Consider the following 24,162-nt stretch of genomic DNA (forward strand, 5'->3'; position numbering starts at 1 on the left):
GATCCGTCCCGTGCCTAGAAGGCCTGTTTGAGATTGACGGTCACCCCTTGGTCGGAACCCGCGCCGGTTGCCTGGCGATTATTATATTCGACGTCGAACGACGTCCGCTCGCCGATCGCCATTTCGAGGCCGAGGCCGAGCAGCAGCCGACTGCGCGCGTAGCCCGCGAGCGGAACGGCGTTGAACGGCCCGCCGGTCTGGTCGAAATAGGCGACCAGCGCGTCGCCCTGCCGTTCGACGTCGCGCTGATATTCGACGCGCACGCGCGGCAGGAAATAGCCGTTCTCGACCGCGATGCGATAATCAAGCCGCGCGCCGAGGCCGAGCGACGTGAACGCCACATCCTGATCGAGGAAGCGCAGGTCGAACAGCGAGCCGCTGCTTTCCACATAACCATCGAGCCGGCCGCGCTGCGCGTCGATGCGCACATAGGGAGTGACGCGCAGATCGCCCGTCTCGATATCGGCGCCGGCCGATATCGCGCCGAACCACTGCCGCCCCTTGCGCGACGAATTGACCAGCGCGCTCGTCGCGGTGACGTAGCGCCGCAGGTCGAAATCCAGCCACTGATAGCCGCCGAGCCAGTCGACGAAGAAGCCGCCGCCCAGCAGATGGCTACCGTAGAGCGCAATCGTCTTGGCCTCGCCCCGGCTTTGCGACCCGTTGCGCCCGACATCGGTCGTATCGCGGCCGATCCCGACCCCGATGCCGATCGCGAAATCCGGACCGAAACGATAGTCGGCGCCGAGCGTGATGCCTTCGGATTCGAAGCGCTCCGACGGCCGGCCGGTCGAGGGGTCGCGATCGCCATAGCGGATCGCGCCGCCCGCCCAGATCGCGAGCGGTGCGTCGATCGGGCCGCTCGACGCCGACGCGTTTTGCCCGTCGTCCGCATCCGCCGCCGTCCCGGTCCCCGCCCCGAAGCCTGCGCCGGCACCAAGCGGCGGCTGCCCTGTCCGGCCGGGGATGGCCCGCCCTCCGCCGGCCGGATCACTGCTCGCACACAGGCTGTTGGTCCAGGCCGTCAGCGTGTCGAGGCAGGGATCGGACGCGCTGATCCGCAGCCCGTTGCGGAATCCGCCGCCTCCGCCATGGCGGAGCCCTTCGAGCCGGCGGGAAAAATTGCCCACCTGAACGTCGGCGAAGCGCCGCGCCGAGGCGACCTGCGCCTGCACCAGACCGCGCACCTCGGGATCGTTCGCCGGATTGGGCCGTGCGGTCACGGCGAGCACATAGCTCACCGAAACGGTCGAGGCCGTTCCGCCGGTGCTGTCAGTGACCAGAATGGTGAAGCTGGCGTTGCCCGAGCCGGTCGGCGTACCGCTAATAAGCCCCGCCGGACTTATGGTAATGCCCGCGGGCAGGCTGCCCGCCGACACCGCGAAACTGTAGGGCGCAACACCGCCCGCCGCGGTCAGTTGCTGGCTGTAGGCGATCCCCTGCACCGCGTTCGGCAACGACGCCGGCGTGATCGTGAGTGCTGCATTGGCGACGGTTAGCGTCAGCGCGGCCACGCTCGTCTGGCCATTGGCATCGGTCGCGGTCACACCGATCGCAAAATCGCCCGACACGGTGGGCGTTCCGCTGAATGTCCCGTCGCCTGCAAGCGCGATCCCGGCGGGAAGCGTTCCGCTCGCGAGCGCATAGGAATAAGGCCCGACCCCGCCCGTCGCCGACAGAAGCGCCGAATAGGACGCGCCCGCGGTGGCCGGGGGGAGTGCCGCAGGCGTCACGAGGATCGTCGGCGCCGCCACGGTCAGGCTGTAGCTTCCCTGCGCGGTGAAAGGCGCGCCGGGGCCGGTGGCGCCGTCATCTCTCGCCGTCACCGAAAAGGCGAAGTTGCCAACCGCCGTCGGCGTCCCCGCGATCACGCCCGTCGCCGGATCGATCGCGACGCCGGCGGGCAGGTTCCCGCTGACCGCATAGCTGTAGGGACCGACGCCGCCGGTCGCGCTGATCTGTTGACTGAAGGGGGCAGCATAGGCGGCGGCAAAGCTTGCCGACGGCGGCGCGAGGGCGAGCGTCGGCCCCGCCACCGTCAGCGTGAATGCCTGCAACCTGATAAATGGGCCTGTTCCCGTCGAGGCATCGGTGCCCGAAACGGTCAGGACGAAGCTGCCCGCCTGAGTCGGCGTTCCCGATATGCCGACGCTGCCGGCATCGCTTGTCGAAACGGTCAAACCGGCGGGCAGCCCGGTGACCTGATAGGCCGAGAAAGGCTGGGCGCCGCCGGAAAAAAGGAAGCGCCGGTCAAAGTGCGTTCCGACAATGGCCGCCAGCGACCCGTCGGCGGCGATGGAAATCGTAGGCGCCGAAACCTGGATCGTCGCAGTTGCGGGCGCCGAAGTGCCCCCGGCATTGCTGGCCGTATAGGCAAAGCTGTCGGGTCCGGCATATCCCGCCGCGGGCGTGTAGCGGATCGCCGTCCCCGACACGTTCGCCGTGCCGTGCGACGGAGCGTTCGTGATCGCGACGCTTGCCGGCGTCCCTCCGCTGATAGCGAGGGCGATGGCCGTATCGACGCTGCCATAGGCAACGGTCGCCGACACTGCTCCGGTGACGGGCGTCTGTTCGACGATCGTCAGTGTATACGCCTGCGACGTCGAATAGGGCCCGGTTCCGCCCGAACTGTCGGTCGCCGTGACGGTGAAGGAAAAGCTTCCGAAGGCGCCAGGCGTGCCCCTAAGCTGCCCCGTTGGCGAAAGCGTAACGCCCGCCGGTAGCGCACCGCCGGTAACGGCATAGCTGTAGGGCGCGGTGCCGCCGGTCGCCGCAAGGATCGTCGCGCTGTAGGCGGCCCCCACCTGGCCCTGCGGCAGGCTGGTCGCGGGCAATGTCAGCGCCGGAGCGGCGACGACCAACGTATAGGCCTGCGCACCGGCCTGACCATTCGCGTCGGTCGCGGTGATGGTGAAGCCGAAGCTGCCGCCGACGGTCGGCGTCCCGGAAAGCCCCCCGCCGCCCGACAGCGTCAGTCCCGTCGGCAAGGCGCCTGTGGTCACCGCATAGGCATAACCGCCGACCCCACCCGACGCTGTGAGCGTCTGGCTGTAGCTGGCGGCGACCGTCGCGCCGGCAAGCGCCGCTGGTCCGAGGACGATCGTCGGAGCGGGTACCGACAGGCTGTAGTTCACCGATACGGCAAACGGTGCCCCCGGACCGGTCGATCCGGAGTCGGTTGCCGTTACCGTGATCGGATAGACGCCCGGCGCACTGGGCGTTCCGGTCAGCATATTGCCGCCGAACGCCAGTCCGGCAGGGAGCGTCCCGATGACCGAATAGCTGAACGGGCCAACCCCGCCGCTTGCTGCAAAGGCTTGCGAGAAGGCCGCGCCATAAGGCGCCGTGAGCGTCCCCGCGCCGGGCGCGAGCGACAGCGTCGGCGCATCGACCGTCAGCACGAAGGGTTGGCTGGCGGTGAAAGGGCCATTGCCCGTCGAACTGTCGATGGCCGATACCGTGAGGCTGAAGCTGCCCGATTGGGTCGGGGTGCCCGCGATCGTCACGCTGCTCGCATCCGAACCCGTGATTGCGACGCCCGCGGGCAGATTGTTCACCTGATAGCTGCCGAACGGCTGCGCGCCCCCGCTGAAGGTGAACGTCTGGCTGTAGGCCGTGCCGACGGTCGCGGCGAGCGGTCCGGTGGCGGCGACGCCGATCGCCGGGTCGGCGATAGTCAGACTGACGGTCGCCGGCGCCGAGGTGCCACTGGCGTTCGCGGCGCTGTAGGTAAAGCTGTCGGGGCCCGCATAGCCCGCAACGGGCTGGTAAGAGATCGTGGTTCCGGACGCCGTCGCGGTGCCGTGTGACGGCGGGGTAACGATCGCGACGCTCGTCGCCGCGCCGCCCGAAAGGCTGAGCGTGACGCCTGTGGAGCCGCTGCCATAGCCGATCGTCGCCGAAACGGCATTGGCGACGGGGGGCGCCACCGCGATGTCGATCGCATAATCATTGAATGCCGAATAGGGGCCGCTGCCCGTCGAACTGTCGGTGGCGGTAATCCGGAAGCTGAAGCTGCCCGCCGCGGTGGGGGTTCCCGAAAGCGAGCCAGTTGCGGGGTCGAGCGTCACCCCGCCGGGCAGGCTGCCGCCGGTCACCGCATAGCCATAGGGCGCGGTGCCGCCGCTCGCCGCGGTGATCGTAGCGCTGTAGGCTGTACCGACCTGCCCCGCCGCCAGCGGGGTCGCCGGCAGGACGATGGTCGGCGGCGCGATCGACAGGCTGTAAGGCGTCGAACCCGAAAATGGCCCCGGTGCCGCGCTGCTGTCGGTCGCGGTGACCGTGAAGTTGAAGGTGCCGCCTGCGGTCGGCGTTCCTGACAACAGGCCGCCAAGCGCCAGCGTCAGCCCCGATGGCAGCGCGCCCGCCGTCACCGAAAAGCCATAGGGTCCGGTGCCCCCGGTCGCCGAGACCGTCTGGCTGTACGGGGCCGCGACCTGTCCTCCGGTAAGGGCGCCGGGTGACAGCGTAACCGGAACATCGTCGTTGGTGATGGCGATGAACGCCGTCGGTATGGCGATCGTCGCGTTGACGGCGCTGAACAGGCCGAGCGAGAAGGCCTCGTTTGTTTCGGGAACGGTGTCGCCGACGACGGGAATCGCGATCGTCCGGCTGGTCTGCCCCGGCGTGAAGGTCAGCGTTCCCGACACCGCGCCGTAATCCGATGGCTGCGTCGCCGAACCATTTGCCGTGGCGTAGTTTACCGTCACCGTCTGGCCGCTTGCCGTGTCGAGCGTGACCGTGACGATGGCATTGGACGAACCGCTGTTCCCTTCCACGATCGACACATCGGACGTGGAAATCGCCGGCAGCGGATCGTCGTTGGTGATCGTGCCGACCCCCTGCCCGTCGATGACGACCGCGTTGACGACATTGGTGACGTTCGCGAAAAATGTCTCGCTCGCTTCATTCAGCGTGTCGCCGTTGACCGTCACCGTAAAGCTTGCGCTGCTCGCGCCCGCCGGGATCGTCTGGCCGGTCAGGCTGCGCGCGACATAGTCGCTCCCCGCGGCGGCAGTGCCGTTGGCGGTCGCGATATCGAAGGAGACGCCACCCGGTCCCGCTGGCGCCGACAGGCTGACCGTAAACGTAAAATTGTTTGTGCCACTGTTTCCTTCGGCCGCGGTCACATCATTGATGCTGAGCGACGGGAGGTCGTCGTTGAGGATCGTGCCCGTCGCGCTGTTCGGCGCACCGACGACATAGCCGGTGCCGGCGGCGAGCGACAGGATGGCCGTTTCGTCGGCTTCGATGGTCGCATCGGCCGTCGGATTGACCGTGACGGTTCCCGATGTGCTGCCCGCCGCGATGACGAGCGGCGACGCGATGGCCGCATAGTCGGTGCCGTTAGTGGCCGTTCCGCCGACCGTATAATTGATCGACACGCTCGACGACGGCGCCTGGGAGAGCGTTACGGTGTAGACAAGATTCGGTGCACCATCCTCGGCCACTGTGGCTGGCGATACGGCGATCGTCGCGGTCGGCACATCGTCGTTGAGGATCGTGCCCGTGGCGCTCGACGGCGCGCCGACCGTATAGCCGGTGCCAGCGGCCACGCTCAGCGTAACCGTCTCGTCTGGCTCGATGATGCTGTCGGTGGTCGGGTTGATCGTGATGCTGGCCGTCGTCGACCCCGCTGGAATCGTCACGCTGGCTACATTGCCCGTATAATCGACGCCAGCGGCTGCGGTGCCGCCGGTCGTGATATTGACCGTTGTCGGCGACGACAGGTTCGCACTGCGGGTGACGGTATAGGTCAGGTTGGTCGCGCCGTCCTCGCTGACCGAGGCCGGCGAGACCGCGATCGAAACGCTGGGTGCCGACACGACATTGATCGTCAGTGTTTCGAGCTCGAAATATTGGCCGGGCCCGCTGCTGCTGTCGGTGACGCGCAACTGGACGCTCGCGCTTCCCGACGAAGCAGGCGTTCCGGTAATAAGGCCGCCTGTCGAAAGACTGAGCCCGAAGGGCATGGGGGTGCCGGGAGGTTCGGTGGCATAGATATAGGGCGCGACCCCGCCATTGGTCGCGAGCTGGGCTGATGCCGCCGCGCCCTGAACCAGCGTTACCGTTCCCGTTGCCAGCGAGAGCGACGGATTGCCGATCGTTCCGCTATAGCTCTTCACCGCAGTTGCGCCGAGCGAGTCCTGCGCGGTGACACTGAACGTATAATTTCCGCGGCGCGATGGCGTGCCGGAGAGTATGCCGCTGGACGACAGATTCAAGCCGGGGATCAGCGTCCCGCCGGACACGCTAAAGCTATAGGGCGCGGTGCCGCCCGTTGCACTCAGCGCCTGATTAAGTGCGGTCCCCGCGTTCAGCGAAGGAAGCGACGCGGGGGTCACGACAATGTACGACGTCGGCGCGCTGATGGTGATGGTGACCTGGATCCAGAATCCGTCATTGTCCTGAATGTCGAATATATCCTGCGTCGCCGCATCGCCGTTGTGGCTGTATGTGAGGATCGATGCAGTCGAGCTCGGCGGGACAAAGCGTTCCGATGTCGTTGCTGTTCCGTGGGACGGACCGTTTCGCGTCACCGCGACACCGTTTCCCAAGCCTATCTGCGTATTGTCACAAGATGTGAGGTCAACCTCGACCACCCCGCCAGACGCAACGGTTGCGGTGCGCGGCGAACAATAAGGCGATGTGTGCTGCGCCTGAGCGGCTCCGCCGAATGCGAGGCCCCCGACGGTTATCATCACCAGGAGCGTCCAGCGCATCCACGGCCGACGCAGCGTCAAAAATCCCATCGCCCCCATCCCCCGTACATTCGGAACGGCGGTTCTGGGCGTCGGACCAGCGGGGCGCCAGCGCAGCAATGCACCGGTACGTTTCGGCGTCTCGAACAAAAATGGGGACGGAGATTGCTCTCCGCCCCCAGGTCGTCGTCTCGTCGACGATCAGAATTTGACCACGGCACCTGCATAGAAACGGCGACCGTAGAGATCGAACACCGGCGATGTTTCGAGCCCCGTCGGCGTACCGAATGGCGAGCCGGGAATATATTGCGGCTTCTTGTCGAAGATATTGTCGACGCCGACATAGAAATCGAACTTCTTGTCTTCACCCGGCTGCCAGCGAAGCTGGGCATTGTGGAGCATGAAGCCGTCGATCTTGTTCAGCGCCTGAACAGCGGGATTGGCGTTGAAATAGTCCTTAATATAGTCGCCGCCACCATGGTAATTGGCCTGCCAGCTGATGCTGAAGCCGCCGGTGCGATACGTCAGACGCGAGGTCAGGTTGTGCCGCGGATTGCCGAACGTGCCCGCATAGTTGATCACGTCATCGGCCGGGTCACCCTGTTGCTTCGACGCGATCAGATAGGTGTAGTTGAGGCTGAACCCCAGGCTGTCGTCGGCGCTGAGGCCGAGCGGCATATTATACCGGACGCCGACGTCGACGCCTTCCGACCAAAGGCCCGCAACGTTTAGCAACTGCCCGTCGACGCGGGTAACGAACCCCGTCGTCGCATCGCGCGTCACATTGTCGCAGTAGATCGGCAGGCCGGTCAACACGCACTGGCTGATCGAGTAGGAGCGCCCGAGCGTGCTGATCGCGCCTTCGACCTTGATATTATAATAGTCGACGGTCAGCAGCAGGTCCCGCACGAAGCTGGGCTGATAGACCATGCCGAGCGTGTAGGTTTTGGCCGTTTCCTCACGCAGCGCGGTGTTGCCGCCGATAAACCCGTTGATACCCTGAAGATCGGCGAGCGAATATTTGAAGATGCCGTTGGCGGTAATCGCCGCCTGCACCGCCGGAATGGCGCGACAGGCCGCCCCGTAATCGCCCCCCGTCGATGCCGTGATCCCGTCGCAAGGATCGCTGACCGACGCGAAGGTTTCCGACGGCGCGGTGAACAATTCGCTGATATTCGGCGCGCGGTTCGCTTCGGCATAGACGCCGCGGAAACGCAGCCCGGGCAGCGGCGACCATTCGGCACCCGCATTCCAGCTGAACGTCGAACCCACCGTCGAATAGTCCGACAGGCGTGCCGCCCCGATCAGCCCGAGATATTCGAAGAAAGGCTTACCCGACAGCAGCGGTACATTCACTTCGCCGTAAAATTCGAGAACGTCGAAATCGCCGCGCGTGTCGGGGATGACGTTCCCCGAGTTACCGCCCGTATTGGTCAGGATGTCGAGGTCACTGACGCTACTTTCCTTGCGATATTCGACCCCGAGTGCCAGGCCGACGTCGCCGGCGGGCAGCGCGAAGATCGGACCTGAAATATTCGCCGACCACACCTGTTGCTTGTTGGTGATGAGCTCCGATTTCGGGACCACCGATTTCACATAAGCGGCAGCGCGGGGATCAGCGGTATTGTAGCCGAAGATGTCCAGCGGGATGCACCCCTCGGCCCGAGCCGCAGCGTCGGCGCAGACGATATCCACGCCCACGACATTACCCGGCCCAACGCGGATCGCATTCAGCGCGTTGCGGTAGCGGTTATTGTCGATATCTTCGCTGGCATTATAGTCCCGCAGGTGCCCGTAGACATAGCTTGCGTCCCATTTGAAACGGCCCAGTTCGCCCTTCAAACCGGCGACAACGCGCCAGGTGTCGCGGCTGACGACGTTCGAGCGATCGAACACATCGTTCTGGCGACGACGGCCGTTGATCGCATCGACGTCGTTCGTCGGATCGGCATCCGAATTGGCAGCAGCGATCGCCGCGGCGACTGCCGCGGGGATGAACGGGTTGGTGATCGGAATGCCGTACGGATCGATATCGCGATAATAGACGTCGCTCAGAATATCGAGCGCGAAGGGTTCGAGGCGCGAACGCGACTTCACCTTCGCATAGGTGACTTCGGCAAAGGCGGTGACATTGTCGGTGAGATCGAAATTGCCGACCCCGCTCGCAAGATAGCGCTCGAGCGGAACCGAGATATAGCGCTCGCCGTTCCGGTTGAAGCCATATTGGCCGGTGTCGAAGCCGGCGAGATAGGCAACCGAATTGTCGGGATTGAACGAGAAGGTGTTGCGACCGCCCGGCAGGATGTTGACCGCCTGCCCCGACGCGTTGACCGTACGGAACTGCCCCTGCGGCGCATAGGACGAAAAGGCCCCGAGACCGCAGGCCGTTCCTGAACAGTCCTGCGCGGAAATCGCGCGGTCGCGCGAGCGCAGTCCCATGTCCTTGTCGTAGGAAAAGTTCAGCAGGATATTGCCGCGGTCTTCGGCACCGAAGCTTGTGCCGGCGGTGATGCTGGCGAGATAGCGCCCATTGTCGCCATGTTCGGTGATGCCATATTGGCCGCGTACGGAGACGCCGTTGAACTTGTCCTTCAGGATGAAGTTTACAACGCCCGCAATCGCATCCGAGCCATAAACGGCCGAAGAACCGCCGGTGACGATTTCGACGCGGTCGATGAAGTCGGTCGGGATATTGTTGAGGTCGACTGCAGAGTCGCCTGCAAAGCCCGAAATGAAGCGCCGGCCGTTGACGAGCACCAGCGTGCGGCTGGAGCCGAGATCGCGCAGATTGACCGTCGCGATGCCGGTGCCCGAGGTCAGGAAGTTGGTGTTCGTCCGGGTAATCCCGATTGCCGTTTGCGGCATTTCGTTGAGGATGTCAGAGATGTTCGGCGCGCCATCGAGCGCAATGTCCGCGCTGCCCACGACAGCGAGCGGAACCGGGCTCGCGGCTTCGTCGGTACGTGCGATGCGCGACCCCGTAACGACCAGTTCGGTCGTGCCAGCATCGGTTCCGTCATCTGCCTCCTGCGCGAAAGCAGAGGGCGCCAGCGCCATAGCCGCAACGGCAATCGGAGCCGTTGCGAGCCTCAAGCGAATGATGCGCGATTTTGCCAATTTTTTTCCCCTTGTTTATTTCGGACCATGCCAGCCAAAATCGCGATCGGTGCTTTACACTCGAACCACGAGATAATGGATGATGGACGACCTAGAGGGGACAGACAGTGCATGGCAATGAAGCCGATGTACCGGTTCTTGTACCGGTTATATTTGGTGATGCGAAATCACTTTTCCAACATAGGCATTGTTAGATCCGATATTTTGAAGACTGATTCAATTTAGCAGAGCCATTTGACATGGCGTTTTGAACCGGTTCCTATATTTGATAGCCAGCGAAATCACTCTTGGTTAGCATCGAACCGTGATCAGGCATCCCGGTCCGGTCACAAAGCGGGTTCCGCCTGCTGCACGGCGCCCGGGCTCCAGGATGGTCTCTCATCTTTGGATTCCGGGCGTCGGCTATCTTACGGCTCTTTCGGAGAACGCTCCGATCGAAAGCGCCTCTCGCAGAGGGTGTCGCCATGTACCGGTTCAATGGGACACGATGACAAACCGTCAGAACTCGGCAAGGGTGGCTGCGGTAGGGAAAGGAATATGCAATGGCGTCGCGCCCCGACGACATCGCGGCCTATTCGGGTGCGGAGACGCTCTCGAAATATGGTGCGAGCCGCGTTACGGCTTCGCGCCGCGTCGTCGCGCCCAGCATCCGAAGCAATTGCGACACATGATTGCGCACGGTGAAATGCGAAAGGCCGAGCTCGCGGGCGATTGCCTTGTTCGAAAGCCCCTGCACGAGCAGCGCCGCAACGTCCTGCTGTCGCCCGGTCAGCGCGGGCAATCCGCCGGCAGCCGACCGTCCTGTCGGCGGGGCAGCGCGATCGATCCGCACGGCAGCCGGAAGAATCTGCAATTTCGCGCCTTCGGGCAACAGCGCGGCAACCCGGCGTATAAATTGGAGATCATCCGTCTCGACGAGAAAACGGACCGCCTCGCTCGCGGGCGGTCCCGCTGCCGCCCGCCCCGGCGCGCACGCGCTGTCGGGCACGCGGCCGCCGACCGAGGCCGCTACGCCATTGCGCACGGCGGCGGTCCCCGACATTGCCGATACTGGCTGCATATCGCTCATGCCGTCTGAACTAAGTGGTTGCCGGACCGTGCTGGATACTATTTCCTATGGACGGCGCGCGGCGTCGGATCATCGGCACCGGCTTTCTGCCAATGGCTACTGGCGACCGACGAACGGCACGCAGCATCGCGCGGGGACAAGGGGCCAACATCATGAGCGATCATGAAAATGCCGGAGGGACCCACGCACGCGGCACGCTTCCCCGCGGTCTCAAGCGCGCGACGATCTGGCTCATTATTGGCTATTGGTTCGTGATGTTTCTCGTCGACAGCCTGTTCAGCGTCGTCCTCAACGTCGATCCGATCGAATCGGCGCCTTACAAGCTCTATGTCTATGCGATCATCGGGGCGATCGGCTACCGGCTGGCGATCTTCCTTTTCCATCGACGGAGCGGGAATTTCCTTCCCAAAGCGCTGTGGGGGATCGCTTTTGCCGCGGTCATGGCTCCCGTCGCCGCCGTACTCGATTTCATCAACGGTATGATCTGCCTCTATCCCCAGCCGATAAAGTTCGATCCCGGCTATACCGGCATCGTCCTGATCACCAGCTTCTGCCAGATATTGGGATGGTGTGCGCTTCACACGGCCATGTTCTACAGCTTCGAGGTCGGAGATCGTGAACGACGCCTCGCTGCGGTGCGCGAGGAAGCCCTCGAAGCGAAGATGAAGGCCCTCCGCTATCAGATAAGCCCGCATTTCATGTTCAATACGTTGAACTCCATTGCCGGTCTGATCGAAGAGGGTGCCGCGACGCAGGCCGAACGGATGGTGCTGTCGCTATCGACTTTCCTGCGCTCCACACTGGAACTCGACCCCGTTCACGATGTCCCGTTGCGCGAAGAAATCGCGCTTCAGCGAGAGTATCTCGGCATCGAAAGCACCCGCTTTTCGGACCGCATGGCTGTCAACATCGCTATTGATGACGAAGCGGGCGGCGCGCTGGTCCCCAGTCTGATCCTGCAGCCGCTGATCGAAAATGCGGTCAAGCACGGCGTCGGGCGATCGGCCGGCCCAGTCGAAATTGCGGTCAGCGCTACGCGGCGCGACGAAGCGCTGGAGATCGTCGTCGAAAACGACGTCGCGGCGGATGACGGACGACCCCGGCCGCCGGGCATGGGCATGGGCCTGAAGAATGTCGCGGATCGCTTGCGCGCGCGCTTTCGCGAGCAAGGGTCGCTATCGTCAGAGATCACGGCGGATGGTCGCTTTCGCGCGGCAATCGCGCTGCCTTGGCGGCCCGCATGACCGAAATGTCGGTTCTGGTCATCGACGACGAGCCGCTGGCGCGCAGGCGTATTCTACGCCTCCTCGCCAAATATCCGTGGGTCGGACGCGTGGACGAAGCCGCCAATGTCGCGCAAGCGGTGGCGATTGTCGCGGCACGCCCGCCCGACATCATGCTGCTCGACATCCAGATGCCGGGCGGCGACGGCTTCGACATATTGGCGGCAGTTGCCGAGGCTCCCCCAGCCGTCGTCTTCGTCACTGCGTTCGACCATCATGCGCTGCGCGCGTTCGAAAACAATGCCGTCGATTATGTGACCAAGCCAATCGAACCGGGACGATTCCATCTGGCCATCGAGCGCGCCCGCGCGGCGGCGGGCGCGCGCCTGCAGTCGGACCGCATCGCCGAACTGCAGGAAACGCTGCATGCGCTCAAGCAGGCGCTCGGCCGGGAAAACCGCAAAAACGGCGAGTTTTGGGTTCGCACCCATGGCGAATATCTGCGCATTCCGGCCGACGACATCATCCGCTTCCAGGCCGATCGCGACTATGTGCGCCTGCACATCGCCGATGGCGACTATCTCTATCAAGAGAGCCTCGCCTCTCTCGAACGCCGGCTCGATCCTGCGCGGTTCCTGCGCATCCATCGCAGCACGATCGTGCAGCGCTCCGCAATCGAACGCATCAAGCAGATGCCGTTCGCCTCCCTCGTCGCGGTGCTGACCGACGGCACCGAAGTACGCGTGGGCCGTACCTACACCCCTGCCATCCGCAGCGCCCTGAGCGCCTGATCCGAAACGAGCAAAGCGTCACATGACCGAGGCGTCGTAAACCAGCCCGACTTCGCGGCCGTCGCTGTCTGTCGCAACCAGCGCCGTCCAATCCTCTCCGGCCTCCGGTCCCAGACTGACGAACTGGCTGTCGCCGACGGCGGTGATCCGATATTCGCCGGGGGCAATCCTGCAGCGAGCCGCGGCAAAGGCCCGGTCGCGCGACTTGATCTGCTGCGGATCGGCAGTGCCGGGCTCACCCATCGGAAGGATCGCGTGGACCAGCTTTTGCGCATCGGCGGGCGACGGGCACAGATAGAGCCGGTTGCCCTGCCGGTCGATCAACCGACCGCCCGGTGCATGGAGTTGCATCCACCGGGCAAAATAAGTGCGGGGAAACTGGTCGTTTACCCCTTCATCGACGAGCCCGATTACGGCGGCCCCATCGGGGCGGGTCGCACGATAGAGCAGTTGCGTCCCGCCGGAGGTTCCGATCAGGCGCCGCCCCAGAATCTCGACGATCTGCAACGGGCCGCTCTTCTGTTCGCACCCCGTTGCTTTCAGCCCGTCGAAAAAACGGTAGATGTCGAAGCCTCCCGCGGCGGTCGCAGTGTAATAATCTTCAAACAGGCGCCGGCCCGCGGCCTCGTCCGGGCAGATCACCGTACTTTCTTCGGCAGGAATATCCCGCTGCGTCGGCAGTGGTTCGGCGGCCGCCGATGCGGTCTGCGCCAAAAGAAACGCGGCGATCGACAGGATCGGGAGGGCAAGGATTCGGGTCATGCAGGCAATTTGGCGGCGAGCGAGCGCGGGGCGAAGCGAAACGATGTACCGGTGCACGCCAACGCTTGTTGGCGGCGGTCTGCGGCGCGATCACCATTGCTGCGACGACAGTTCGCCGGAAAGCGCCCGACTCCCGGGCCGCTCGCGAGTGATCGCCCCAAGGCTGGACATGGCGCAACGTCGATATCATTTGGGAATAGCCGCCCTCGGCCTGGCGGCGGCTGCACCCGGCCAGGCCGTTCTGGCAAGCGGCGTCATGCCGATCCTTGCCCTGCCGCAAAGCTATGAATCCCATGCGGCCTGTGTCGCGGCGCTCGAAGAGGTCTATGCCGAAGATCTGAAACAGGTGCTGGCGCGAACGACGGACGCCGACGGTCGCACCGTGGAACGCACCCTGTCGACCAAGGGGATCGAGCGCATCGACGATAATCGGACGCGCTACGACGCGCTGCTTTGGTTCCACAATGGCGGGCTTCGGATCGATCTGCAGCAAACCGAAACGAGCCACAGTTTCGAGCATCGCATCCGGACCTGCGACGGCGCGGTCATGACCATGTCGGGCGAAGTCGGCTACACGCTCAGTACCTTTGATCCGGTCGCTGCGCCTCCGCCGCAGCAAACGCAACCGGGCGCCCCCCATGAACCGGAGCGACTATGAACGACCCGCAAAATACGTCGCCCGGAAAGAAGCGTGCCCGCATCCTGTCGGCGCTGTTCATCGGGCTGTTTGTGCTGTGGCAGATCGCCGCAACCGAGTGGCGCGTCTACAAGCTACGGGCGGCCGGATTTGGTCAGGTGGTGATCGACAGTACCCGCGATCACGCTTATTTTCCGCTGGCGGGAGCGCTGATTGGCGCAGCGGTTTTCATCGGCGCGGGGGCGATGATCAAAAGACTGTTCTTCAAGAAGAAATAATAAATATCCCTCCAGCAGGCAGACGGCCGCGCTGGATTGCGCAACGATCGTCGTCCGCCGACTACCGTCGGGGCAGCCCCGCCTTCGTCAGTGGAGGGCGCCCTCTGCACTGTCGCGCTGCGCGACCCAATCGACCACCGCGCGCTTTCCCGTACGGGCATAGGGCGTGAGCAGATCATCGCTCATCAAATCGAGATATGTCCGAAAGGTTCGCCCTTGCGCATTGCGGATGTCCGGTCGCGCACCCGCCTTGAGCAGATCCAGCGCAATCCATGGTTGATTTGTCTGCGCGGCGATATGCAGCGCCGTATTGCCGACATGATCGGGTCGGTCGAGACCGGCCCCGGCGGCGATCAGAACCCCGACCTGATCGCGCCGTCCCGCCAGAATAGCCGTTTCCAGAGGCGAATGCCCTGTCGCACGGTCGGGAAGGTCAGGATCGACGCCATATGTAAGCAACCGTCGCAAGGCCGACGGATTGCAAGCGCGGATGACCGCCTCAATAGACACGCCGCGCGCGCAATTGCTCGCTGCGTGATCATAGGGCGGCACCGCACAGGCCGAACTGAGCAAAATAAGTCCAGCCCAGCCGACAAGCCGTGCGTGCATTCGCGTAGATTTCGGACCGCAGGCATCCATTAGCCGACGCTAACATCCCGACCCCGATCACCGGGATAATCTTGCGACACCGGTACATTTTCGATCACTTCCCTGGCCGGGCAGGCATGGGCCAAGGCGGCGGCGGGCGGTCCACCCGGAAATGCACTGGTACGCACGCTTGCTTGGCTGCGATCGGTATTTCCTGCCTTAACATGCCGAAATGAAATGGATTCCGTCGATCCTGCTCGCGAGCTTGTTCACACCGGTCGCCGCGGCGTCCGACCAATCCGAAGCACGATGGGGCGCAATAGCGCTTGGCGGCGTCGGCTTTGGTGCGGTCCGTGGCCGACAGAGCGAAGGCTCCGCTACGGCAGGCGCGATCCGTCAATGCGAGGAAAGCGGCGGCGCAGGCGAATGTCGGGTGCGCCTGACCTATCGAAACCAATGCGCCGCTTATGCGTCGGGGGACGACCGGCAAGTCGGAATCGCTTATGCCGCGACCATGGCCGCTGCGAACCGATTGGCGATGCGCAGTTGCAATGCGGCGGCGCAGCATTGCCAGATACAATATGCGGCGTGCAGCACCGCATCATCCTTCAACTGACACCCTCCGCTAAAGGACGCACGGTCCAGCGTTTGCTCGGGTAGCAGCTATTCAACGTCGATTCGTCCTGTAGAAGGCAGGCGGGAATCGATGATGGTTACAATCCGGCAATCAAGAGATTGCGCCGCACAGTCTTTTGCGACCACCTTCGCAGGATCGTTCGACCAAGCCGTCCAGAGCACATGTACGGCTCCGGTTGAGTCGACGGATAGCGCCACCTTGCTGTTCGAGGACCAGGACGCGACCTCGCACTCATCTTTGGTTTCGGCGTGACAGGAAGCCAGTGCCGCCTTTTTCGCGCTGTCCATATCCTTCGCGCCGGACACCGACCACACCGAATTGCGCCACGGTGCCTTGCCGCCCTTGGTCCAGCTTTGCGCGGTAAACCAGGGCTTGCCGAAGGCCTCGGGATCGTACCGCAAGGCCTGCTCCGCAACCAGGTCGAAAAAGCCGGCCTCCCGGCATCGCTTGTACGTTTTTCGGCAGAAATCGAGCGCGCGTTTCTGGGCAGCCGCGACCGAGGATGCGCTGGCCGCGCCACCCATCACGCCATCGCCCATCGTCAGGGCAATATAGACGTCGGAACCAGCCAGCTTGACGCTGCAAGTCTTGCCGCTGTCGGCCTGGCACCGCGCAACCACATCGGACGCCGCCTTATCCGGCGAAGGTCGCCCGCCCACAATCCAGACCTCGCGCGTCAGCGCGGCATCGGCTCCGCCATCAGGCCAGGCGAGCGCCCCGTAACGGCGATGCGGATCGTTCACAGGGCCATAGATTCGGGGCGATTCGGGTACATTCTGACCGGAGGGCGCGATCAAGGCTGGCGCCGTGGCCCACTGGATTTCCTCGCACTCGTCGTTAGCTTCCTTGCAATATTTCGCCATGGCCTTTTCGGCTTTGCCCTTATCCGCCCCGGACATGGCATAAAGATCGCCCTCGACCCCGCGTGAAATCACAAGCGCGCCATTGGCACCGCCGGCGGCCGTTGTGCACCCCGATCCCATCGCCGCATTGCAGGCCGCCAGCGCCGCCCGATCGGCACGCGTTCGATTCGAATAGCCGGTGACGAGCCAGGCCCAGCTTGAATCACGATGCCAGGCGGCCGCATAATAATTGTCATAAGCCGACCTCGTCGGCTGTTGTGGCTCTTCCTCAGTGCCGCCATCGTCGTAGCCGGGGATCGGCGCGCACCCTTGCCATCCGCCCGTCCCGCCGCCGATCGGGAAAAATCCGTCGGGACAGCCACCTTCCGCATGGGCCGCCGGAGACATGAAACCGAAAAGGATCGCCGCGCATAGCGTAGGAAAAATCCGGCCGATCAAAGGTTTCCAGTCCACGACGCGCGTCATCCCTACTGAATCTTTCATTCTGAAAATCAACATTGGATAGCGGATCGTGCCGGCAAGGCGACGGCTGCGGTGTACCAGTACAGATGCCGGTGATAGCGACATGGCCGATCGGGCGAGGCCTGACGGTTCGCCAATACCGATACAATCGATGCCGAGATCGGCGTCGGCAGCAAGGTTAGATGGGATGAATGGAGGCCCGAGCCGGAATCGAACCGGCGTATACGGATTTGCAGTCCGCTGCGTCACCACTCCGCCATCGGGCCTCGCGCCGAACGCCGCGGCCGCTGTGTCGCGGGCCGGGCCGGGTGTTGGACGGCGCCGCTAGTGCGGGGCTTTGGCGGGCTTGTCAAGGATTCGCCAAGGCCCACTCCATTTCGCACGCATTTTCGCGCAATGCGGGGTTGGCGCCACTCCCGCGGCCAGCTATGCGCGACGCAGCGCCGCGCGATGCTGTATTAGTATTGCAACACAGCATCGGTTCGGCTAGAACGGCCCCAAGCTTCAGGGCCCCAGAATCGGAAAACAGGCTGATGGCGACGAAATTGAACGAAGTGACTGCTGCGGACATGCGGGCTGCGATGATCGACAGCCAGCTGAGGACCAATGACGTGATCGACCCGGCGGTCGTCGCGGCGATGGGCAGCGTGGCGCGCGAGGCGCATGTTCCCGCGGCGTTGGCGAGCGTCGCCTATATGGACCGCGCGATCGCGCTGGGTCACGGCCGCGCGCTCAATGCGCCGCTCGTCACCGGCCGCCTGCTGGTCGCCGCCGATATCCGGCCGGGCCAGCGCGTGCTGCTCATCGGTGCGGCGACGGGCTACACCGCCGCGCTGCTCGCGGCGCTCGGTGCCTCGGTCGTCGCGGTCGAGGAGCAGGCCGATCTGCTTGCTGCCGCCCGCGCCGCAACCGACAATCCGGCGATTCGCTGGGTCGAAGGCCCGCTCGCTGCCGGTGCCCCCGGCGAAGCGCCCTTCGACCGCATCCTGATCGACGGCGCGATCGAACAGCTTCCCGACGCGTTGGCAGCGCAGCTCGCCGAAGGCGGCAAGCTGGTCGCGGCGCGCCGCGAAGGCAGCGTCACCCGGCTTGTCCAGGGCGTCAAGACCGCCGGCACACTTGCGCTGCGCGCCTTTGCCGACATGGATGTCGCGGCGCTGCCGGGTTTCGAGGCCCCCACGGGTTTTCGATTCTGAGAGCCCTCCCTCCCTTCAGGCTGAACCAAATCATGCACGACATCGACACGAAAATGACCGGACGACGCGCCCGCTGGCTGGCGGGCATGGCGCTCGGCGCGCTGGCGCTGTCGTCGCAGGCGCAGGCCGAGACGCTGCAGGGTGCGCTCGCCAAAGCCTATGAGAATAATCCGACGCTGACGGCGGCGCGCGCCGGACAGCGCGCGAACGACGAGAATGTTCCGATCCAGAAGGCATCGGGCCTGCCCTCGGTCGGTGCCAGCGTCGATTATCAGGAAAATCTGGTCATCCCGGGCAACAGCTTCGTGTCGCCGGGCCGCGTCCTGTCCGCGGGCAGCCAACTCAGCGTGCCGATCTATCAGGGCGGCGCGGTGCGCAACGCGGTGAAGGCGGCCGAATATCGCGTCGAAGCCGGGCAATCCGATCTGCGCGCAACCGAAGCGAGCATTTTCTCGCAAGTCGTGGGCGCCTATATGGACGTGATCCGCGACCAGGCGATCGTCCAGCTCAACCAGAAGAATGTCGCGGTCCTCAAGACCAATTTGCAGGCATCGAGCGACCGCTTCGAGATCGGCGATCTGACGCGCACCGACGTCGCCCAGTCGCAGGCCCGGCTTGCGCTGGCCGAGGGCGACCTGCGCGGCGCCGAAGCCAATCTGATTCGCAGCCGCGAAAATTATGTGAAGCTGGTCGGCGATGCGCCGGTCGACCTCCAGCCGCCGCCGGCGCTGCCCAATCTCCCGCAATCGGTTGAGGATGCGGTCGCGATCGCGCTCAACAACAATCCCGATATCGAAGCAGCAAACCAGCGCATCAACGCATCGCGCGCCGACATCGGCGCTGCGCGGGCCGCCCGCATGCCCAAGCTGTCGGCGACACTAGGCGGCGGCTACAACAATAATCTTCATTCGATTCCCGCCGGCAACACCGTGGCCGAGAATACGACTAAGAGCGCCGCCGCCGGCCTGTCGCTGACGCTGCCGATCTTTCAGGGCGGCCGCCCGTCGGCGCAGGTGCGCCAGGCGCAATCGCGCAGCAGCCAGGCGATCGAAACCTATGTTGCCACCGAACGCGACGTGATCGCGCAGACGCGCGGCGCTTATGCCGCGTGGCAGGCGAACGAGCGCGTCATCGCCGCGACCGAGCAGGCGGTGGGCGCGAACGCCCTGTCGCTCGAGGGGGTGCGTGCCGAAAACAGCGTCGGCACGCGCTCGATCCTCGACATATTGAATGCCGAACAGGAATATCTGAACGCGCAGGTCCAGCTCGTCTCGGCCAAACGCAACAGCTATGTCGCGGCTTTCTCAGTCCTCGCCGCGATGGGCAAGGCCGAAGCGCGCGACCTGGGAATCGAGGGCGGCGCGCTCTATGATCCGGCGGTAAATTATCGCCGTGTTCGCGGTCAGATCTGGGATTGGGCCGACGATCCGAAGCCGCAGCAGCAGGCCACCAACACGCGCAGCATCCCCGCCGCCGATGCCAGCGTGCCTGCCGTAGAGCCGCTTCCCCAACAATAAGGCTTGGCAAGCCCGCCCGCGCGCCGGTATGAACATGGTTAACCGGTATTTCCGGCGGAACTGAGGGGGCAAGCATGGGCGACATGTCGCGGGAGCCATCGATGGAAGACATTTTGTCGTCGATCCGGCGCGTCATCGCGCGTGACGAGGCCCCTGGCGCGCGCGCGCAGCGTGCGGCGGCGCCGAGCGAGGATATTCTCGACCTCAACGAAGAGGAAGACGACGCCGTCGCCGAATCGACCCTTGACGACAGCGGCGCCGCGACCGCGCAGGAAGAGCTGGTGTCGGTCGCCAGCGCCGATGCCGCGCGCCAGTCGCTCGAAGCGCTCACCGCAGCGATGGCGCCAGCCGCCGCGGCGGCCGCCGCGACGGTGCCCGCCGGGGGACGCAGCCTCGAGGATGTCGTCGTCGATGCGATGCGGCCGATGCTCAAGCAATGGCTCGACGCCAATCTGCCGGCGATGGTCGAATCGATGGTGGCGCGCGAAATCAGCCGCATCACCGGCAAGCGCCTCTAAGGCTCAGGCCACCCAATCCTCCAGCAGATAGCGCGCGATCGCCAGCGGCGGCGGTGCCATGAAGCTCGCGCCCATGTCGCCGGCGAGCGCCGCGCGCACCTCCGCGCGGTCGACCCACATCGCCGCTTCGAGTTCGGTGGTGTCGATTGTCAGCGCTGCGTCGCGCGCCACCGCCCGGCACCCGATCATCAGCGACGAGGGGAAGGGCCAGGGCTGGCTCGCCACATAGGATACATCGGACACGGCGATGCCCGCTTCCTCGAACAATTCGCGCGCCACCGCTTCCTCAAGCGATTCGCCCGGCTCGACGAAGCCTGCAAGCGCCGAAAAGAAGCCCGGCGGGAAACCGGGCTGGCGGCCGAGCAGCACGCGGCCCTCATATTCGGCGAGCATGATGACAACGGGGTCGACGCGCGGGAAATGTTCCGCCCCGCACGAAGCGCAGCGGCGACCCCAGCCGCCCCTGAACAATTCGGTCGGCGAACCGCAAACGGCGCAGAACCGGTGCCGCGCGTGCCAGTCGACGAGGCTGCGCGCACCGCCATAGAGCGCCGCTTCTTCGGGCGATAGCATCGGGAGCAGCCGCATCACGGTGCGCGAACGCGCATCGACGCGCGCCCCGCCATGCGCCTCGCGCACGAAGCGCGGCGCGCCGCTGTCGTCGATCCCTAGCAGCAACAACGCACGCTCGTCGGCCGGATCAAGCGCTTCCCACATCAGCCCGCCGCCGCTGCCCGGCACCGGATCGATGCCATCAAGCAGCAGGCAGGTCGCGCGCGGATCGGCGATCGCCGCCGCGAAAGCCTCGGGATCGGTGCGGAGTCGGTCGGCGCGGTCAAGCCGCGCCCCGGTAAAGCCGAGCGGCAGCGGCATCAGGCCATCACATCCTTGTAGAAGGCCTTGCCGAAGTCGCGTTGGAAGGGCAGCGCTTCCGACGGCATATATTGCGTATAGCCGCCGACGCGATAGCCGCGGCGGCGATCGACAAAGGCGATGGTGCCCGCTGCGCCGCCCCAGCCGTAAACTCCCTCGCCGGTCGGCGATCCGGCGAGCGACACGCGTCCGCCAGCGCCGAAGCCCTCACCGTCGATGAACGTATTCTTGCGATCGACCGAATCGGCAAGCAGGTTCGACATGCCGAGCCGCGCGGTTTCGGGCTTCATGATCCGCACGCCGCCGGTTTCGCCCTCGCCAAGCAGCATGGCGAGGAACCGGTCGTAATCGCGCGCCGTCGAAACGAGACCGCCGCCGCCATAGGGCATCGGCGGCGGGTCGAGGTAGATCGAGCTCGTCGCGGGATCGATCGGCAGCAGCACGCCGCCCAGCGGCGCATAGTTGGTCGACAGCCGCGCTTCTTCGTCGCCGGTGACGCGAAAACCGGTGCTCGCCATCCCCAGCGGATCGAAAATGCGCGCCTTCAGAAAGGCGTCGAAGGGCTGACCCGAGGCGACCTCGATCACGCGGCCCATCAGGTCGAGCCCGACCGAATAGCTCCAGCGCGTGCCGGGTTCATAAACGAGGGGCAGCGTCGCGAGCCGGTCGGCGAAAACCTCCAGGCTCGGCGCCGGCGTAGTCGGCGGGAAGCCCGGAATCGGCAGGCGGCTGACCTGCCCGCCCAAAATCCCAGCCTCGTTATAGGCGTCGCGCAGCGGCCCCTTCTGGACAATATTGTAGCCGAGCCCGGCGGTGTGGGTGAGGAGCTGGCGGACCGTGATCGGCCCCTTCGCGGGATGAACGTCGGTGATCGACCCGTCGGGGGTGTTTTGCACCTTCATCGATGCGAAGGCGGGCAGGAAATCGGCGATCGGCTGGTCGAGGGTCATCTTGCCATCCTCGATCAGCAGCATGGCCGCCATGCCGGTGACGGGCTTGGTCATCGAATAGAGCCGCCAGATCGTGTCCGGGGCCACAGCGCGCTGCGAATCCATAGCCTGCTTGCCCGCGCCCAGATAGTCGGGCGGCGCCTGATCCTTGCCGATCGCAGCGATAGCGCCGGCGAGTTCGCGGCGGTCCACGAATCCCTTGATGAAGGCGTAGGTCGCTGGATAGAGCGCCTCGGCATTGGTCCAGGCGAAGGCGGCGCGCGGCAACAGCGTCGCGCTGCCCCCCAGCGCCAGGCTGCCGAGCAGCGCGCGGCGCGAAATCATCATCGTCATCGGTCACTCTCCCGCATCTTGTCGACCAGTTTGCGATACAGCGTCGGCAGACCCGCCGCGTCAAGCGCCGAAATCGGCCACCACTCACCTTCCCCTGCGGCATCCTCGACTCCGCGCCGGACGAGCGTCAATGTGAGGTCGAAATGGGTGAAGCCGTGCCGCACGGAGACGGCTCCGTCATCGGATGCGGGCGGTTCGTCCCACGCACCGCCGGGCAATGCCCGCATCCCGCCGAGCATCCCCTTGTCAGGGCGCCGTACCAGCCACAGCCGCGCATCCGATTCGATCCACCAGGCGCGTCCGTGGCGCTGCGGCTTCGCCTTTTTGGGCGGCTTGACCGGGAGTGATTCGGCGGTGCCAGCCGCAAATGCAACGCAATCGGCGGCGACGGGACAGCGGGTGCAGGCGGGGCTGCGCGGCGTGCAGATCGTTGCGCCCAGATCCATGAGAGCCTGCGCGAAGTCGCCGGGGCGATCGCGCGGAACGAGCGGCGCCAGCGCGGCACGGATCGCGCGCTTTGCGGCCGGCAGCGGCGTGGCGATCAGCCGGTGGCGCGCAATCACCCGCTCGATATTGGCGTCGACGACAACCGCGGGGCGGCCGAAGGCGATCGCCGCGACCGCCGCCGCAGTGTAATCGCCGACGCCCGGCAAGGCGCGCAACCCCGCCTCGCTGTCCGGAAAGACGCCGCCATGATCGGCGACCACCGTCCGTGCGCACGCCAGCAGGTTGCGAGCGCGGGCATAATATCCAAGGCCCGCCCACGCCGCCATGACGTCGGCATCGTCGGCCGCCGCCAGATCGGCGACGCTAGGCCAACGCTCCGTAAAACGGGCGAAATAGCCTGCGACCGCGGCGACGGTCGTTTGTTGCAGCATCACTTCGGCGAGCCAGATGCGGTAGGGATCGGGGGTTGCCGCGCTGCCCGGCGCGATACGCCAGGGGAGGATGCGCGCCGCATGGTCGTACCAGGCGAGCAGCCGCGGCGCGAAATCCGCGACGGCCGCGATATCGGGGTCTGGCATCTGGACGCTCACCCCCCGCCTATGGCATGGCGGCGGCGATGGCGAAAGCAGGCTCCAGCGACGGCGACAAGCCCCCTAAAGCGCGCGCGAAGAAGGGTGCCAAAAAGGCGCCGGCGCGCAGCTATGAGCGGCCGCGCGGCGGCGAGGCGCGCGCGATCGCCGATATGGTTCCAGAAATCGGCCGGACCGCCTTTCGCAAATTCGGCTTCATCCAGTCGTCGGTCGTCAGCCGCTGGCGCGAAATCGTCGGCGACCGGCTCGCCGATGTCACCCAGCCCGCGATGATCCGCTTCCCCGCCGGACAAAAGGCGGGCGGAACGCTGCACCTGACGATCAGCGGCGCGCATGCACCCATGCTGCAGCATGTCGCCCCCGACATCGTCGCGGCGGTCAATCGCTTCTTCGGCTATGCCGCGATCGCGAGCGTCCGCATGACGCATGGTCAGGTCACGCCCGCCCCCGCCCCCGTTCAGCAGCCGGCAATGCTGAAGCCGGTACCCGCCGAACTGGGGGATAGCCTGCGCGACATCGGCGATCCGGAACTCAGGACCGTGCTCGAACGCATGGCCGCCGGGCTCGCCAGCGCGCCGAAACTCCCGCGCATCAGTTGAAGGAAGACGGC

The 24,162-nt window shown here is 65.1% G+C and carries 18 protein-coding genes and 1 tRNA gene; 9 read left to right on the forward strand and 10 right to left on the reverse strand.

Going from position 1 to position 24,162, the window contains the following annotated elements; all coding sequences use genetic code 11:
- Window positions 1-14: 14 nt before the first annotated feature.
- The 3 genes from EBMC1_RS17880 to EBMC1_RS11505 form a co-directional block, all read right to left on the reverse strand.
- Window positions 15-6,557, reverse strand: a complete 6,543-nt coding sequence (locus EBMC1_RS17880) for a putative Ig domain-containing protein (RefSeq protein ID WP_156001170.1) — start codon at window positions 6,555-6,557, stop codon at window positions 15-17.
- Between the two features lie 345 nt (window positions 6,558-6,902).
- The gene (locus EBMC1_RS11500) at window positions 6,903-9,758 is read right to left on the reverse strand and encodes a TonB-dependent receptor plug domain-containing protein (protein WP_051066414.1); all 2,856 of its coding nucleotides are present in this window, start codon (window positions 9,756-9,758) and stop codon (window positions 6,903-6,905) included.
- A gap of 631 nt (window positions 9,759-10,389) precedes the next feature.
- Window positions 10,390-10,887 carry a helix-turn-helix transcriptional regulator gene (locus EBMC1_RS11505; protein WP_081611195.1) on the reverse strand — a complete coding sequence of 166 codons (498 nt, stop codon included), beginning with the start codon at window positions 10,885-10,887 and terminating at the stop codon, window positions 10,390-10,392.
- Between the two features lie 152 nt (window positions 10,888-11,039).
- On the opposite strand from EBMC1_RS11505, the gene EBMC1_RS11510 reads away from it, so the two are divergent.
- A complete protein-coding gene (locus EBMC1_RS11510; protein ID WP_003046607.1) occupies window positions 11,040-12,131 on the forward strand; it encodes a sensor histidine kinase in 1,092 nt (363 codons plus the stop codon).
- Window positions 12,128-12,901 (forward strand): LytR/AlgR family response regulator transcription factor, encoded by a 774-nt coding sequence (locus EBMC1_RS11515; protein WP_040590248.1) that lies wholly within the window; start codon window positions 12,128-12,130, stop codon window positions 12,899-12,901. The genes EBMC1_RS11510 and EBMC1_RS11515 overlap by 4 nt, the downstream gene beginning before the upstream one ends.
- An 18-nt stretch (window positions 12,902-12,919) precedes the next feature.
- Here the strand turns inward: EBMC1_RS11515 and EBMC1_RS11520 are convergent, their stop codons facing one another.
- Window positions 12,920-13,663, reverse strand: a complete 744-nt coding sequence (locus tag EBMC1_RS11520; protein WP_040590210.1) for a hypothetical protein — start codon at window positions 13,661-13,663, stop codon at window positions 12,920-12,922.
- Here EBMC1_RS11520 and EBMC1_RS11525 point away from each other — a divergent pair.
- Window positions 13,662-14,321, forward strand: coding sequence for a hypothetical protein (locus EBMC1_RS11525; protein ID WP_156001172.1), 660 nt, complete (start codon window positions 13,662-13,664; stop codon window positions 14,319-14,321). The two genes, EBMC1_RS11520 and EBMC1_RS11525, sit on opposite strands and share 2 nt — an antisense overlap.
- Window positions 14,318-14,578: a hypothetical protein gene (locus EBMC1_RS11530; protein WP_003046618.1), complete on the forward strand. Its 261-nt coding sequence runs from the start codon at window positions 14,318-14,320 to the stop codon at window positions 14,576-14,578. Before EBMC1_RS11525 ends, EBMC1_RS11530 begins: the two co-directional genes overlap by 4 nt.
- A gap of 87 nt (window positions 14,579-14,665) precedes the next feature.
- Here the strand turns inward: EBMC1_RS11530 and EBMC1_RS17885 are convergent, their stop codons facing one another.
- Entirely contained in the window at window positions 14,666-15,217 is a 552-nt protein-coding gene (locus EBMC1_RS17885) for an ankyrin repeat domain-containing protein (protein ID WP_081611196.1), read from the reverse strand.
- Between the two features lie 181 nt (window positions 15,218-15,398).
- On the opposite strand from EBMC1_RS17885, the gene EBMC1_RS11540 reads away from it, so the two are divergent.
- On the forward strand, window positions 15,399-15,782 hold the full coding sequence (locus tag EBMC1_RS11540) for a DUF4189 domain-containing protein (protein WP_003046623.1): 384 nt from the start codon (window positions 15,399-15,401) through the stop codon (window positions 15,780-15,782).
- Between the two features lie 47 nt (window positions 15,783-15,829).
- Here EBMC1_RS11540 and EBMC1_RS11545 read toward each other — a convergent pair whose 3' ends face one another.
- Window positions 15,830-17,233, reverse strand: coding sequence for a DUF4189 domain-containing protein (locus tag EBMC1_RS11545; protein ID WP_156001174.1), 1,404 nt, complete (start codon window positions 17,231-17,233; stop codon window positions 15,830-15,832).
- Between the two features lie 87 nt (window positions 17,234-17,320).
- Window positions 17,321-17,394 (reverse strand) — tRNA-Cys (locus EBMC1_RS11550).
- A 267-nt stretch (window positions 17,395-17,661) separates the two neighbouring features.
- Here EBMC1_RS11550 and EBMC1_RS11555 point away from each other — a divergent pair.
- The 3 genes from EBMC1_RS11555 (at window position 17,662) to EBMC1_RS11565 (ending at window position 20,359) form a co-directional block, all read left to right on the forward strand.
- Window positions 17,662-18,324 (forward strand): protein-L-isoaspartate O-methyltransferase family protein, encoded by a 663-nt coding sequence (locus EBMC1_RS11555; RefSeq protein WP_003046629.1) that lies wholly within the window; start codon window positions 17,662-17,664, stop codon window positions 18,322-18,324.
- 32 nt (window positions 18,325-18,356) lie between these two features.
- On the forward strand, window positions 18,357-19,841 hold the full coding sequence (locus EBMC1_RS11560; protein ID WP_003046631.1) for a TolC family outer membrane protein: 1,485 nt from the start codon (window positions 18,357-18,359) through the stop codon (window positions 19,839-19,841).
- Window positions 19,842-19,915: 74 nt separating this feature from the next.
- On the forward strand, window positions 19,916-20,359 hold the full coding sequence (locus EBMC1_RS11565) for a DUF2497 domain-containing protein (protein WP_003046634.1): 444 nt from the start codon (window positions 19,916-19,918) through the stop codon (window positions 20,357-20,359).
- 3 nt (window positions 20,360-20,362) lie between these two features.
- Here EBMC1_RS11565 and nudC read toward each other — a convergent pair whose 3' ends face one another.
- From nudC to EBMC1_RS11580, 3 genes are read right to left on the reverse strand one after another with little or no spacing between them, the layout of a single operon-like run.
- Entirely contained in the window at window positions 20,363-21,232 is an 870-nt protein-coding gene (nudC, locus tag EBMC1_RS11570; protein WP_003046637.1) for an NAD(+) diphosphatase, read from the reverse strand.
- Window positions 21,232-22,515 (reverse strand): serine hydrolase domain-containing protein, encoded by a 1,284-nt coding sequence (locus EBMC1_RS11575; RefSeq protein WP_003046640.1) that lies wholly within the window; start codon window positions 22,513-22,515, stop codon window positions 21,232-21,234. The genes nudC and EBMC1_RS11575 overlap by 1 nt, the downstream gene beginning before the upstream one ends.
- A complete protein-coding gene (locus EBMC1_RS11580) occupies window positions 22,512-23,540 on the reverse strand; it encodes an A/G-specific adenine glycosylase (protein WP_003046643.1) in 1,029 nt (342 codons plus the stop codon). The genes EBMC1_RS11575 and EBMC1_RS11580 overlap by 4 nt, the downstream gene beginning before the upstream one ends.
- Before the next feature lie 38 nt (window positions 23,541-23,578).
- On the opposite strand from EBMC1_RS11580, the gene EBMC1_RS11585 reads away from it, so the two are divergent.
- On the forward strand, window positions 23,579-24,151 hold the full coding sequence (locus tag EBMC1_RS11585; RefSeq protein WP_003046645.1) for a DUF721 domain-containing protein: 573 nt from the start codon (window positions 23,579-23,581) through the stop codon (window positions 24,149-24,151).
- Window positions 24,152-24,162: the final 11 nt, after the last annotated feature.

Source organism: Sphingopyxis sp. MC1, assembly GCF_000371385.1.
GTDB classification, from domain to species: Bacteria; Pseudomonadota; Alphaproteobacteria; order Sphingomonadales; family Sphingomonadaceae; genus Sphingopyxis; species Sphingopyxis terrae.